We start from the raw sequence: 13849 nt of genomic DNA, 5'->3' as shown, positions 1-13849 counted from the left end.
GATGGCGCACGACCTGATTCCCGCCGATGTCCGCAGCCGGTTGAAGGACCTGCGGCTGACCGCGCGACGCGCCATCGGCGCGCAGGGGATCGGCCTGCACCACAGCCGCAGCCGCGGCGCAGGGCTGGAGTTCGCCCAGTACCGCGCCTACGAGCCGGGCGATGAACTGCGCCAGATCGACTGGAAACTCTATGCGCGCTCGGACCGCTTCTTCGTGCGCGAGGCCGAGCGCGAAAGCCCGCTGACGGTGTGGATAGTGCTGGACGCAACCGCGTCGATGGCGCAGCGCGACGGCAGCCGCGGTACGCGCTTCGACGCCGCGCGCGGCCTGGCCGCCTGCGTCGCCGAACTGGCCCTGCGCCAGGGCGATCGCTTCGGGCTGATGGTGCTGCATGGCGAGGGCGTGCGGTTGGTGGCGCCGGGCAACGGCGCGCGCCAGCGCGACCAGCTGCTGCTGGCGCTGCATGGCCTGCGCGCCGAGGGCGGGTTTCCCGCGCAGGAACGGTTGGGCCCCGTGTTCGAGCGCCTGGGCGCCGGCGATCTGGTGCTGGTGCTGAGCGACTGGTTCGACGACGCCATGGCAGCGCTGGCCGAACGCCTGGCCGCCGCGCGGCGCGAGGTGCTGGCGATCCAGCTGCTCACCGCGGACGAACGGGATTTCCCGTACGCGGGCGGCCACCGCTTCCGCGACCCGGAAACCGGCGAAGAGCTGCTGGGCGATGCGGCCGCCCTGCGCGCGGACTACCTGCGGCGGTTCGGCCGGGCGCAGGACGCGCTGGACGCACGCCTGGACGCCGCCGGCATCCGCCACGCACGGCACTACACCGACCAACCGCTGGACCTGCCACTGCGGCGGTTGTTCGGCGCGCGCGACGCGGCGGAATACGCATGAGCCTGGCGCTGCTACTGCCCGCCGGCCTGGCCGCGCTCGCCGCCCTGCTGCTGCCCCTGCTGCTGCACCTGGCGCGGCGGCACGAGCAGACACCGACCGATTTCGCCGCGCTGCGCTGGCTGCGGCAGAAACCGAAGCCGCGCCACCGCATCCGCTTCGACGAATGGCCGCTGCTGCTGCTGCGCCTGCTGCTGCTCGCCCTGCTGGCGCTCTGGCTGGCGCGGCCGGTGCTGTCGGGCTGGGACGATGCGCGCCCGTGGGTCGTCGCCGTGCCGGGCGTGGATGCCGGTGTCGTGCGCGCGCAGACGGCCGATGCGCGCGCGCGGCTGCACTGGCTGGCGCCGGACTTCCCGTCGCTGGATGAGCCGATGCCCGCCGGCACGCCCGCCATCGGCAGTCTGCTGCGGCAGCTGGATGCGGAGCTGCCCACCGGCGTCGCCCTGACCGTGATCGTGCCCGCCACGCTGCAGGGCGCGGATGCCGGACGGCCCGCGCTGTCGCGCGCGGTGACATGGAACGTCGTCGGCGGTGCCATGCCGGCATCGTCGGCGAAGGCATCGCCGCCACCTTCACTGGTGGTCCGTCACCCGGTGGGCGACGAGCGTGGCCTGCGCTATCTGCGCGCCGCCGCACGCGCGTGGCAACCCAACGGCTCGACGGCCGTGCGGATCGGGACGATCGATGCGCCGTTGCCTCCGCCGTCGCAGCCGTTGGTGTGGCTGGCGCCCGGACCGGTGCCCGCGCCGGTCACGCGATGGATCTCGGCCGGTGGCGTCGCGTTGCTGACCCACGAAGCCAGGTTGGACGGCATTGCGATGTCGCCGATGACCTGGCGCGATGCCGACGGTGCCCCGCTGGTCGAAAGCGCCGCATTCGGGCAGGGCCGGGTGATGCGCTTTAGCCGGCCGCTGCGGCCCGAGGCGATGCCGGCACTGCTCGAAGCCGACTTCCCGCACCGCTTGCGCGCGCTGTTCGAGGGTCCCGCCGTGGCGCCCATGCGCGTGCCGGCGACGGACTACGCGCCCATCCGCGGTGGCACGGCCTATCCCGTTGCGCCGCGCGATTTGCAACCCTGGCTTGCGCTGCTGATCGCCTTGCTGGTGCTGGTGGAACGCTGGATGGCCACGCGACGCACGCGGAGCGTGGCGCCATGATGCTGTCCGCATGCGACCGCCTCGCGCAGGTCCGCCGCCATGCGGCGCTGGGCCGACTGCTGTCGGGTGCACCGGTTCCCGTCGCGCTCACCGGCCTGCTGTGGCGCTTCGCATCCCCCGCTGTGGCCGTCGCCGTCGCGCTGGCCGGGACCGCGGTGCTCGCCGCGCTGGCCTGGCGGCGGACACGCGCGTTCGATACCGCCTGGCTGGTCCGCCAGCTGGACACACGGCGCAAGGACCTGGACGACAGCAGCGATCTGCTGCTCGCGCCGCCCGCTTCGCTGACGCCGCTGCAACAGCTCCAGCAGGCGCGTGTGCGCGAACGCCTGCGCACCCGACCGGCCCCGGACCTGCGCGCACCGTGGCCGTGGCCGCGCATCGTGGCGATGTGGCTGGTCGCCGCCCTCGTGGTCGCCGCTGCCGCGCTCTGGCCTGCGCGCGCGCCGCAATCGCGCACGCTGGCGCCCGCGGACGAGGAGGCGCCCGTCGCCCCCGGCGTGCCGCGGCTCGTCGCCCAGCGGCTGCACGTCGCACCGCCGGCCTACACCGGACGGCCACCCCGCGACGAAGCCGGGCTCGATGCGAAGGCACCCGCCGGTTCGCGCCTGGGCTGGACGCTGCGCTTCGATCCGCAGCCGGCCGCCGCGGATCTCGTTTTCCATGACGGGCGGCGTCTTGCGCTGGTCCGCCAGGGCGATACCTGGCACGCGACGCATGTGCTGGCGAAGTCCACGCTGTACCGCGTGGTCGCCGCCGGCGCCGGGGGCCCGCCGCCGAAGCTGCGCCGCCTGGATGCGATTCCCGACCGCGCACCCGAGGTGAAGGTGCTGGCGCCCGATCGCGGCCTCAGCCTGGTGGCCGTGGGGCAGTCGCGCTGGTCGCTGGCCTTCGAGGCGCGCGACGACTACGGGGTCGCATCGTCGGCCACGCTGAAGCTGACGCTCGCGCAGGGCAGCGGCGAGAACATCGCATTCAAGGACCAGGCGATGACGCTGCACGGCACCGGTCCGGCGACCGCGCGCCGCTTCACCGCATCGCTCGACCTCGCAGCGCTCGGCATGGCGGTGGGCGACGACCTGATCGCGCAGCTGACGGTGCACGACATGCGCTCGCCTGCGTCACAGCGCGCGCAGAGCCCCGGCCTGATCCTGCGCTGGCCGGCCGACCTCGGCCAGGAGAGCACGGGACTGGAGGGGCTGGTGAAGAAGGTCATGCCGGCCTATTTCCGCAGCCAGCGCCAGATCATCATCGACGCCGAGGCCCTGCAGAAGCAGAGGCGCGGCCTGGCGGCGGATACCTTCGTCACGCGCGCGGACGCGATCGGCGTGGACCAGCGCATCCTGCGCCTGCGCTATGGCCAGTTCCTCGGCGAGGAAGCCGAGGGCGAACCGCAACCGCCGCCGACCAGCGATGCCGACCACGACCCTGCGGAAGACGACGGACACGACCACGCCTCCACAGGCGCGGCCCAGGACGGTCACGACCCTGCGACCTCGGCGACGGGCGCGAGCTTCGGCCGCGAAGCCGACGTATTGGAAACCTACGGACACACCCACGACCACGCCGAGGCCGCCACCCTGCTCGACCCCCAGACGCGCGCCACCCTGAAGAAGGCGCTGGACCAGATGTGGCAATCGGAACTGCACCTGCGCCAGGGGCATCCGGACCAGGCGCTGCCGTTCGCGTACAAGGCGCTGGAATACATCAAGCAGGTGCAGCAGGCCACGCGCATCTACCTGGCACGCGTGGGCCCGGAACTGCCGCCCATCGACGAGACACGGCGGATGGGCGGCGATCGCACGGGTATCGCGGCGCGGGCGCTGGGACCGCTCGAACGCGTGCCCGACGACGCGGACGCGGCCCCCGCACGCGCATGGCGCGCCCTGGCCAACGATCGCGCGCCGGCGGATGGCGCGGACCTGGACGCGCTCCAGGCGTGGCTGCGCGCGAATGAAGCGCGCGTGCCGGATGCGCTGGACCTGTTCGCCGCCATCGATGAAGTCCGCGGCGACCCGGCGTGTGCGCCCTGCCGCGCGCGCCTGCGCGCGCTGCTGTGGTCGGCATCGCCGCAACCGCCCGCACGGGTGCCGCGCCGGCCCGCACCGGACGATGCGGGCCGCCGTTATCTCGATGCCCTGCAGCAGGAGCCCGCGCGATGACCCTGCCCGCGACCCTGCCCTGGCTGCTGGCCGGCCTGCTCACGCTGGGCGTGCTGCTTGCGTGGACGCGCCTGATCGCGCGACGCCGCGGCGCTTCCGCCGGCGTGCGCGGCTCCCGTACGCGCTTCCTGCTGCTGTGCGGCCTGCAGCCCGTCTGCGCGCTGCTGCTCTACTTCACCCTGCTGCCGCCGCGACAGGCGTCGACCCCCGGCACGCTGGTGGTGATGACCGCGAACGCAGGCCAGGTGGCGCTGCCCGCTGCGCTGCTGGGCCAGCCCCGCGTCGCCCTGCCGGAGGCCGCGACGTCCGACGGCAGCGAGCGCGTGCCGGACCTGGGCACCGCGCTGCGCCGGCATCCGGAGGTGCGCACGCTGCACGTCGTCGGCGATGGACTGGAAGCCCGCGACCGCGATGCGCTGGGCGGCCGGCGCATCGTGTTCTCGCCCACGGCCTTGCCGCGCGGTGTCGTCGAACTCGCTCCGGTGGGTGTGGTGGCGCCGGGCGACACCTTTGTCGTCAGCGGGCGGGTGAACGGCGTGGCGAAGGCGACGGTGGCGCTGTTCGACCCCGCAGGCCAGCGCATCGATGCCGGGCCGGTGGACGCGCTGGGCCAGTTCCGACTCACCGGCGTCGCCCGCCTGCCGGGCCCGGCCCTGTTCCGGGTGGAAGCGCGGGCAGCGGGCGGAGGCGTGGCCGACGCCGTGTCCTTGCCGGTCTGGACGCAGCCGACGCAGCCGCCCCGCGTCTGGATACTGGCCGGCGCACCCAATGCCGAAGGAAAGTACCTGCGTCGCTGGGCCACGGACGTGGGCATTCCGTTGCACATGCAAATAAGCCTGGGTGGCGGCATCCGGCTGGGCGATGCACCGCTGCCGATGAGCGCCGAGACGCTGCGCCGCTTCGACCTGCTGGTGCTGGATGCGCGCACAGCCGCCGGACTCGGCGAGGCGCAACGCGTGGCCCTTGGCGCGGCCGTGCGCGACGGACTGGGCGTGCTGGTGCTCGCCGACGGCCCCCTGCCCCCGCCGCTGCAACGCCTGCTGGGCGTACCCGCTGTCGGCAACGACGAGACCGGGTTGCGCCTGTCCCGTCCCGCCCCGGATGACGACGCATGGCGCGCCCGGCGCGGCGCGGGCACCGCCGACCTGCCCGTGGATGCCGACGCCGTGCCGGCCGGCCTGCCGCTGCTCACTCGGCGGACGGTGCGGATGCCCGCGGGTGATGGGGTCGCGTTGCTGCGCGACGCCGCCGGCACACCGGTCGCGTGGTGGCACGCGATGGGGCGCGGCCGCGTGGGTCTATGGACGCCGCGCGATACCTACACGCTGGTGCTGGCAGGCCATGCCGACGTGCACGCCACCCTGTGGTCGCAGGCCTTCGCCACGCTGGCGCGCGCTGGCGCACCCACCCTGGCTGCGACTGCCGACGGCGCGCGCGTGGACGAACGCGCGGCGCTGTGCGGCATTGCCGACGATGCACGGGTCGTCGCGCCCGACGGCACCATCACGCAGGTCCTGCGCGATCCTGTCACCGGTAGCGCGCGCTGCGCGGGTTTCTGGCCGCGCAGCGCGGGCTGGCATCAGCTGAGGATGGGCGACGCCGTGGCGCCGTTCTTCGTGCGTGCCGGAGACGACGCGCCCTCGCTGCACCGCGCCGAGCTCCAGGCCCAGACGCGCGCGCGCGCGGGCGCCACGAGCACCGCAGCGGCATCGCCATCGGCTGCGGAAGGCGCGCGCGGCCCCGCGTGGCCATGGTTCCTGGCGTGGCTTTCCGCCAGCGCGCTGCTATGGTGGCTGGAACGCAGGCGCGCGCCGGCCGGTTAACGACTCCCGAATGTCCGGTGCGCAATGCTTGCGGTCATCTCACCATTCCGGAGTTCCGCATGATCCGAACGGCGATTCCTGCCCTGCTGCTGACCCTCTCGCTGGCCGCCTGCTCCTCGCCCGAGGCCGACGAACAGACCGCCGCCGCCGAGCAGTCCCAGGCCGCGGCCAGCGAAGCGGCCACCCCGCCCGCCGCCGAGCCTGCCCCGGCCGAACTCGCCGGCAGCTGCGACGACACCCAGGCGCAGTGGATCGTCGGCAAGACGCCGACCGGGAAGGACATCGAACAGGCCAAGAGCGACAGCAAGTCGGAATCCGTGCGTGCCCTGAAGCCGGGCGACGCCGCGACGATGGACTTCAACCCGAACCGCCTGAACATCATCCTGGACGAGAAGGGCGCGGTGGCCTCGGTCAACTGCGGCTGACGCCTCGCGACAGCCTCGCGGGACCTTGAACCGCTCGCGGCGACGCGGGCGGTTTTTCGTTGTCCGGCGCGCACGTTCTTGTCGCGAAAAAAGTTGCTTCTGCAACCAACAAGTGGTGCGCGAGAGGTGTTGTTGCGGCGTCGCAACATCTATGGTCTAGTCGGATTTCCGGTGACATTTCGAAGTGCCGCTGCGCGGGCAGGGCACGGTGTCGCCGTCAGTCCGGTTTGAGGCACTACATGGCCCCTCGCAATCGCCAAGGCGGCTTTGATCAGGGTCTGTACGACCCCAACGACGAACGCGACGCCTGCGGCTTCGGCATGATCGCGCAGCTCGACGACCAGCCCTCGCGCGCACTCGTCGATACCGCCATCGCCGCGCTCTCGCGCATGACCCATCGCGGCGGTGTCGCCGCCGACGGACTGACCGGCGACGGCTGCGGCCTGCTGATCCGCAAACCGGATGCCTTCCTCCGCGCGCTCGCCGCCGAATCCGGCATCGACCCGGGCGCGCGCTTCGCCGCCGGCCTGGTGTTCCTGCCGCACGACGAAGCGCAGGCCGCGCAGTGCCGCGCCACCCTGGAAGCGGAGCTGTTCCGCGCCGGCGTGGCGGTGAAGGGCTGGCGCGTGCCGCCGACCGACGCCGCGGTATGCGGGCAGCTGGCCAAGGACACCCTGCCGCGCATCGAGCAGTTGTTCGTGGAGGCGGGCACCGAACAGAGCGCGGACGCATTCACGCTGGCGCTGTTCCTTGCCCGCCGCCGCGCCGAGCAGCAGCTGCGCGCCACCGCGCCGGACTTCTACGTGGTCACGCTGTCGCCGCACGCCATCGGCTACAAGGGCATGGTGCTGCCGGACAAGCTGGCCAGGTTCTACCCGGACCTGCAGCGCGCCGAGCTGGCCAGCAGCGCGGTGGTCTTCCACCAGCGCTTCTCCACCAACACGCTGCCGCGCTGGCCGCTGGCGCATCCGTTCCGCCTGCTGGCGCACAACGGCGAGATCAACACCATCGAGGGCAACCGCCGCTGGGCGCAGGCGCGCAGCAAGGTATGGCAGACGCCGCGCTTCGACATCGGCGAATTCGACCCGGTCATCTCCATGCACGGCTCCGATTCGCAGAGCCTGGACAACATGCTGGAGCTGCTGGTCGCCGGGGGCATGGAGCTGATCCAGGCGCTGCGCATCCTGGTGCCGCCGGCCACCCAGTCGCTGGAGTTCAAGGACGCCGACCTGGCCGCGTTCTACGAGTTCTACGGGCTCAACACCGAACCATGGGACGGGCCGGCCGGCATCGTCTCGATGGACGCGCGTTACGCGGCGTGCACGCTGGATCGCAACGGCCTGCGCCCCGCGCGCTGGATGCTGACCAGCGACCGCCACTTCATCGTCGCCAGCGAAGCCGGCGTGTGGGAAGTGCCGGCCGAACGCGTCACCCGCAAGGGCAAGCTGGGCCCGGGCGAGATGATGGCCATCGACCTCAAGCGCGGCGACCTGCTGGACAGCGAGGCGGTGGACCGCATCAACCGCGGCCGCGCGCCCTACAAGCAGTGGCTGCACCAGGGCGTCACCTACCTGCAGACCGAGCTGATCGATCCGTCGCTGGTGGAGGAACCCTTCGACGAGCGCACGTTGCGCGGCTACCACAAGCTGTTCCAGCTCTCGACCGAGGAAGTGGAGCAGGTCCTGCGACCGCTGGCCGAGACCGAGCAGGAAGCGACCGGCTCGATGGGCGACGACACGCCGATGGCGGTGCTGAGCCGGCAGACGCGCCCGCTGTACGACTATTTCCGCCAGGCGTTCGCGCAGGTGACCAACCCGCCGATCGATCCGCTGCGCGAAGACTGCGTGATGTCGCTGACCACCCAGCTGGGCCGGGAGACCAACATCTTCCACGCCGGCCCGGAGACGGTGAACCACGTCATCCTCAATTCGCCGGTGCTGAGCCAGCGCAAGCTGCGGCAGCTGTTGAAGATGCCGCAGTACGTCGAGAAGAACCGCCTGATCGACCTGTCCTACGCGCCGGAGGAAGGCCTCAAGGCCGGCCTGGAACGGATCTGCCGCCAGGCCGAGCAGGCCGCTCGCGATGGCGTGGTCATGCTGCTGCTGTCGGACCGCTACCCGCAGCCGGGCCGGCCGATGGCGCATGCGTTGCTCGCCACCGGTGCGGTGCACCACCACCTGTGCCGCGTGGGCCTGCGCTGCGACGCCAACCTGATCGTCGAGACCGGCACCGCCCGCGATCCGCACCACATGGCCTGCCTGATCGGCGTGGGCGCCACCGCGGTGTATCCGTACCTGGCCTACCAGACCCTGTTCGACCTGGGCCGGCGCGGCATCCTGCAGATCAAGAAGGGCGGCGAGCAGGCGCAGATCGGCCGCAGCTACCGCAAGGGCATCTACAAGGGCCTGTCGAAGATCATCTCGAAGATGGGCATCTGCACCATCAGCAGCTACCGCGGCGCGCAGCTGTTCGAGATCGTCGGCCTGGACCCGGACGTGGTCGAGCTGTGCTTCGCCGAGACGCCCTCGCGCATCGGCGGCGTAGGCTTCGAGCGCCTGGACCTGGAGGCGCGCCAGCTGGATGCGCGCGCCTGGAACGATCGCGAATCGCCCGAAGTCGGCGGCCTGCTGAAGTACGTGCACGGCGGCGAGTACCACATGTACAACCCGGACGTGGTGATGACGCTGCAGCGCGCCACGCGCACCGGCGACGCCCGCGACTGGCAGGCCTACGCGGATGCGGTGAACTCGCGGCCGCCGTCGGCGCTGCGCGATCTGCTGCAGCTGAAGAAGGCCCACACGCCGACGCCGCTGCACGAGGTGGCCGACGCCTCCGACCTGCTGCGCCGCTTCGACACCGCGGCGATCTCGCTGGGCGCGCTGTCGCCCGAGGCGCACGAGGCGCTCGCCATCGCGATGAACCGCCTCGGCGGCCGCAGCAACTCCGGCGAAGGCGGCGAAGACCCCGTCCGCTACGGCACCGAGAAGCGCAGCAAGATCAAGCAGGTCGCCTCCGGCCGCTTCGGCGTGACCCCCGAGTACCTGGTCAACGCCGAAGTGCTGCAGATCAAGGTCGCGCAGGGCGCCAAGCCCGGCGAAGGCGGCCAGCTGCCGGGCCACAAGGTCAACGAACTGATCGCGCGCCTGCGCTACGCCAGGCCCGGCATCGGCCTGATCTCGCCGCCGCCGCACCACGACATCTATTCGATCGAAGACCTCGCCCAGCTGATCTACGACCTCAAGCAGGTCAACCCGACCGCGCTGGTGTCGGTGAAGCTGGTCAGCCATGCGGGCGTGGGCACGATCGCCGCCGGCGTGGTGAAGGCGGGCGCGGACCTGATCACCATCTCCGGCCACGACGGCGGCACCGGCGCCAGCCCGGTCAGTTCGATCCGCTATGCCGGCGTGCCGTGGGAACTCGGCGTGGCCGAGGCCCACCACGCGCTGGTGGTGAACCAGCTGCGCGACCGCACCGTGCTGCAGACCGACGGCGGCCTGAAGACCGGCCTGGACGTGGTGAAGGCCGCGCTGCTGGGCGCAGACAGCTTCGGCTTCGGCACCGGCCCGATGATCGTGCTGGGCTGCAAGTACCTGCGCATCTGCCACCTCAACAACTGCGCCACCGGCGTGGCCACCCAGGACGAGCGCCTGCGCACGCAGTACTTCACCGGACTGCCCGAGCGCGTGGAGAACTTCTTCCGCCTGCTGTCCGAGGAGGTGCGGCAGTGGTTGTCGTACCTGGGCGCGCGTTCGCTGGACGAGATCGTCGGCCGCACCGACCTGCTGCAGCAACTGGACGTATCGCCGCGCGAAGGCGTGAACGTCGATCTGTCGCGCCTGCTGAAGGGCGCGCAGGTCGACGGCGGCGGCTGTGCGGCGCAACGCCTGTACGAATCGCCGGACAGCCTGGCCACGCAGCTCGACGGCCTGCTCGCCGAGCCGATCCGTCACAAGCGCGGAGGCGACCATCGGTTCCTGATCCACAACACCGACCGCAGCATCGGCACCCGCCTGTCGGGCGCCATCGCGCGCCAGCACGGCAACCAGGGCATGGCCGATGCCCCGCTGACCCTGCGCTTCCGCGGCACCGCCGGGCAGAGCTTCGGCGCCTTCAACGCCGGCGGCCTGCACATGGAACTGGAAGGCGAAGCCAACGACTACGTGGGCAAGGGCATGGCGGGCGGCCGGCTGGTGGTGCGACCGCCGCGCGGCGCGCGCTTCGAAGCGCGCAACACGCCGATCATCGGCAACACCTGCCTGTACGGCGCGACGGGCGGCGAGCTGTTCGCCGCCGGCCGCGCGGGCGAACGCTTCGCGGTGCGCAACTCCGGCGCGCTGGCCGTCATCGAAGGCGCGGGCGACCACTGCTGCGAATACATGACCGACGGCATCGTGCTGGTGCTGGGCAAGGTGGGCCTGAATTTCGGCGCCGGCTTCACCGGCGGCCTGGCCTATGTCCTGGACCTGGACCGCGACTTCGTGGACCGCTACAACCACGAGTTGATCGACATCCACCGCATCAGTCCGGAAGGCTTCGAGAGCCATCGCCAGCACCTGCATACGCTGGTCACCCGCCATCGCGAACTGACCGGCAGCATCTGGGCACAGCAGATCCTCGACGAGTTCCGCGACTACGTCGGCAAGTTCTGGCTGGTGAAGCCGAAGGCGGCGAGCATCGATTCGTTGACCGAGACCTTGCGGAGGGCCGCGTGAAGCGGGGAACGGGTGTGGAGAAACGAGGAACGAGTGAAAGCGGAATGCTCATCTCGCCCTCCCATCCGCCGCGCCCGTCGTTGCCGTTGCCCTTACTCGTTCCTCGTTCCTCCCCACTCGTTGCTGACCCGACCTTATGAGCAAGAAGCAGGTATTCCAGTTCCTCGACCTGCCGCGGACCATGCCGCAACGCATTCCGCTGGAGCTGCGCACGTCCGGCGACTGGGGCGAGCTGTACGGCAGGTTCGGCAAGGAGGAAGCGCAGTACCAGGCCGGCCGTTGCCTGGACTGCGGCAATCCCTACTGCAGCTGGAAGTGCCCGGTGCACAACGCCATCCCGCAGTGGCTGCAGCTGGTGCAGGAGAACCGCATCGAGGAGGCCGCCGCGCTCTGCCATTCCACCAATCCGCTGCCGGAAGTCTGCGGCCGCGTGTGTCCGCAGGACCGGCTGTGCGAAGGCAGCTGCACGCTGGAGGAGTTCGGCGCGGTCACCATCGGCGCGGTGGAGAAGTACATCGTCGATACCGCCCTGGCCCAGGGCTGGCGCCCCGACCTGAGCGCCGTGCAGCCGACCGGCAGGCGCGTCGCCGTCGTCGGTGCCGGACCGGCGGGCCTGGGTTGCGCCGACCGCCTGGCGCGCGCCGGCATCCAGGCCGTGGTCTACGACCGCTACGAACAGATCGGCGGCCTGCTCCAGTTCGGCATCCCCAGCTTCAAGCTGGACAAGGGCGTCATCGCACAGCGACGGGAGGTGCTGGAGGGGATGGGCGTGGAGTTCCGCCTGGGCGTGGAGGTCGGCCGCGACATCACGCTCGCACAGCTGCTGGACGACTACGACGCCGTGTTCCTGGGCACCGGTGCCTACCGGTACACCGACGGCGGCCTGCCCGGCCAGGACCTGGACGGCGTGCTGCCCGCCCTGCCCTTCCTGGTGCAGAACGGCCGCATCATCAGCGGCAACGATCCCTGGGGCCGGCCCATCGCCGGCTGGGAAGACCAGCTGCAACTGCCGGACCTGCAGGGCAAGCGCGTGGTCGTGCTCGGCGGCGGCGATACCGGCATGGACTGCGTGCGCAGTGCCATCCGCCTGGGGGCGGCCAAGGTCACCTGTGCCTACCGCCGCGACGAGGCCAACATGCCCGGCTCGGCGCGCGAGGTGGCGAACGCCCGCGAGGAAGGCGTGCGCTTCCTGTTCAACCGCCAGCCGCTGGGCATCGTGGCCGGCGTGGACGGCAAGGTCGCGGGCGTGCAGGTGGTGGAGACCACGCTCGGCGAACCGGACGACCGCGGCCGGCAAAGCGCCGTGCCGATCGAAGGCAGCGAGTCGGTGCTGGAGGCGGACGTGGTGATCATCGCGTTCGGCTTTTCCCCCACCGTGCCGGCGTGGCTGGCGGACGTGGGCGTGGAGGGTACGCCGAACGGCCGCATCGTCGCCGGCGGCGGCGACCGCCTGCCGTTCCAGACCACGCACCCGAAGCTGTTCGCCGGCGGCGACGCCGTGCGCGGTGCGGACCTGGTGGTCACCGCGGTGGCCGAAGGGCGCGACGCGGCCGCCAGCATCGCGACGCTGCTGCTGGCGTAGCGCGCGACCCGCCCCGCTGCTGTCGCTCCCGCCGGCTCGCTGGGTCGGGCCGACCGGGCCCGGCTCTACGCTAGACTCGCGGCTCCTCTCCCCTCCTCATCGATCATGCGCCTGGGCCTGGCCGCCAACCGCCTGCACCACCACACCGAGGACGCGGCGCTGTTCCGCTGGCTGCGCGCCTGCGAACCCGGCATCCGCGACCTGCACTTGGCGCTGCATGCGGTCGGCCGCACGCATGATGCGATCGCCGCCGCCGGCATGCTGCGCGGATACGACGGGCTGAAGCGCTATCCCTACGGCCGCGATGGCGGGCTGATGAAGCTGGTGGCCGAGGTCGTCGGCCTGGAAGGTGCGGAGCGCAGCCTCGACGGCGCGATCTACTTCATCGATCCTGTCGATCCGTCGTCGATCTTCCCCGAAGCCACGGCGCTGAAGCGCCAGTGCGTGATCCACGGCAAGCCGTTCCTGTCGACGGTCGCCTCGGCCCGCGACTGGGTCGAGATGGAGCGCATCCATGCGGGCCTGGCGCCCGATCCGGACGCGGACCGCTTCCATGCGCTGGAATCCCAGACCCTGGCGCTGATCGCGCACGACGCGATGAAGCCGCAGATGCTGGCCTTCGCCGACGCCCACTTCGACGTGCTGTCGCGCTTCGCCCACCGCATGGCGACCGGCACCACCGGCCTGCGCCTCAACGAACTGGCGTGGAGCCGCGGCTGGCCGCAGGACACGCCGTGGGTGGAGCGCTTCCAGAGCGGACCGCTCGGCGGCGACGCGCAGATCGCCGACCGCGTGCTGGAGCACCGGTGCCAGCGGGTGATCTTCTTCGAGGATCCGCACGTGGCGCGCCAGCACGAGGCCGACATCCAGCTGCTGGAGCGCGCCGTCACCACCGTCACCGACGAGGCCGTGTGCACCACCTCGCTGGCGGTGGCCAAGCGCTGGTGCGAGGCGGTGATCAAGCGTGGGATTCTTGTAGGAGCGACGTAAGTCGCGACCGTACGCCCGGACTACCTTCGGACCCGAACCACACGCATCGACAGGACGAGATAGTTCAGTCATTACGGTCGCGACTTGCGTCGCTCCTACAGGTACGGCAGCA

Annotated in this window: 8 protein-coding genes; all 8 read left to right on the top strand. The window is 71.5% G+C overall.

Annotated features, from left to right (window positions below):
• Nucleotide 1: 1 nt before the first annotated feature.
• The 8 genes from MUU77_RS00825 (at nucleotide 2) to MUU77_RS00790 (ending at nucleotide 13737) form a co-directional block, all read left to right on the top strand.
• Nucleotides 2–892 carry a DUF58 domain-containing protein gene (locus MUU77_RS00825; RefSeq protein WP_245090452.1) on the top strand — a complete coding sequence of 297 codons (891 nt, stop codon included), beginning with the start codon at nucleotides 2–4 and terminating at the stop codon, nucleotides 890–892.
• Nucleotides 889–2046, top strand: a complete 1158-nt coding sequence (locus tag MUU77_RS00820) for a BatA domain-containing protein (protein WP_245090449.1) — start codon at nucleotides 889–891, stop codon at nucleotides 2044–2046. Before MUU77_RS00825 ends, MUU77_RS00820 begins: the two co-directional genes overlap by 4 nt.
• Nucleotides 2043–4205, top strand: a complete 2163-nt coding sequence (locus MUU77_RS00815) for a hypothetical protein (RefSeq protein WP_345779057.1) — start codon at nucleotides 2043–2045, stop codon at nucleotides 4203–4205. The genes MUU77_RS00820 and MUU77_RS00815 overlap by 4 nt, the downstream gene beginning before the upstream one ends.
• Nucleotides 4202–6028: a carboxypeptidase regulatory-like domain-containing protein gene (locus MUU77_RS00810; protein ID WP_245090446.1), complete on the top strand. Its 1827-nt coding sequence runs from the start codon at nucleotides 4202–4204 to the stop codon at nucleotides 6026–6028. The genes MUU77_RS00815 and MUU77_RS00810 overlap by 4 nt, the downstream gene beginning before the upstream one ends.
• A 59-nt stretch (nucleotides 6029–6087) precedes the next feature.
• The gene (locus MUU77_RS00805) at nucleotides 6088–6453 is read left to right on the top strand and encodes an I78 family peptidase inhibitor (RefSeq protein ID WP_245090443.1); all 366 of its coding nucleotides are present in this window, start codon (nucleotides 6088–6090) and stop codon (nucleotides 6451–6453) included.
• A 239-nt stretch (nucleotides 6454–6692) separates the two neighbouring features.
• On the top strand, nucleotides 6693–11165 hold the full coding sequence (gltB, locus tag MUU77_RS00800) for a glutamate synthase large subunit (protein WP_245090440.1): 4473 nt from the start codon (nucleotides 6693–6695) through the stop codon (nucleotides 11163–11165).
• A 136-nt stretch (nucleotides 11166–11301) separates the two neighbouring features.
• Nucleotides 11302–12747, top strand: coding sequence for an FAD-dependent oxidoreductase (locus MUU77_RS00795; protein WP_245090437.1), 1446 nt, complete (start codon nucleotides 11302–11304; stop codon nucleotides 12745–12747).
• Between the two features lie 105 nt (nucleotides 12748–12852).
• Nucleotides 12853–13737 (top strand): methylglyoxal synthase, encoded by an 885-nt coding sequence (locus MUU77_RS00790; RefSeq protein ID WP_245090435.1) that lies wholly within the window; start codon nucleotides 12853–12855, stop codon nucleotides 13735–13737.
• The last annotated feature ends 112 nt before the right edge of the window (nucleotides 13738–13849 follow it).

The organism is Pseudoxanthomonas sp. F37, from assembly GCF_022965755.1.
GTDB lineage: Bacteria > Pseudomonadota > Gammaproteobacteria > Xanthomonadales > Xanthomonadaceae > Pseudoxanthomonas_A.
The sequence above is the reverse complement of the archived record's forward strand: the minus strand, read 5'-3'. Positions and strand labels throughout refer to the sequence as shown.

Bases quoted from the DNA above. Each gene is read 5' to 3' on its own strand.
- MUU77_RS00825 (WP_245090452.1), top strand. From the start codon at position 2: ATGGCGCACGACCTGATTCCCGCCGATGTCCGCAGCCGGTTGAAGGAC.
- MUU77_RS00820 (WP_245090449.1), top strand. From the start codon at position 889: ATGAGCCTGGCGCTGCTACTGCCCGCCGGCCTGGCCGCGCTCGCCGCC.
- MUU77_RS00815 (WP_345779057.1), top strand. From the start codon at position 2,043: ATGATGCTGTCCGCATGCGACCGCCTCGCGCAGGTCCGCCGCCATGCG.
- MUU77_RS00810 (WP_245090446.1), top strand. From the start codon at position 4,202: ATGACCCTGCCCGCGACCCTGCCCTGGCTGCTGGCCGGCCTGCTCACG.
- MUU77_RS00805 (WP_245090443.1), top strand. From the start codon at position 6,088: ATGATCCGAACGGCGATTCCTGCCCTGCTGCTGACCCTCTCGCTGGCC.
- gltB (WP_245090440.1), top strand. From the start codon at position 6,693: ATGGCCCCTCGCAATCGCCAAGGCGGCTTTGATCAGGGTCTGTACGAC.
- MUU77_RS00795 (WP_245090437.1), top strand. From the start codon at position 11,302: ATGAGCAAGAAGCAGGTATTCCAGTTCCTCGACCTGCCGCGGACCATG.
- MUU77_RS00790 (WP_245090435.1), top strand. From the start codon at position 12,853: ATGCGCCTGGGCCTGGCCGCCAACCGCCTGCACCACCACACCGAGGAC.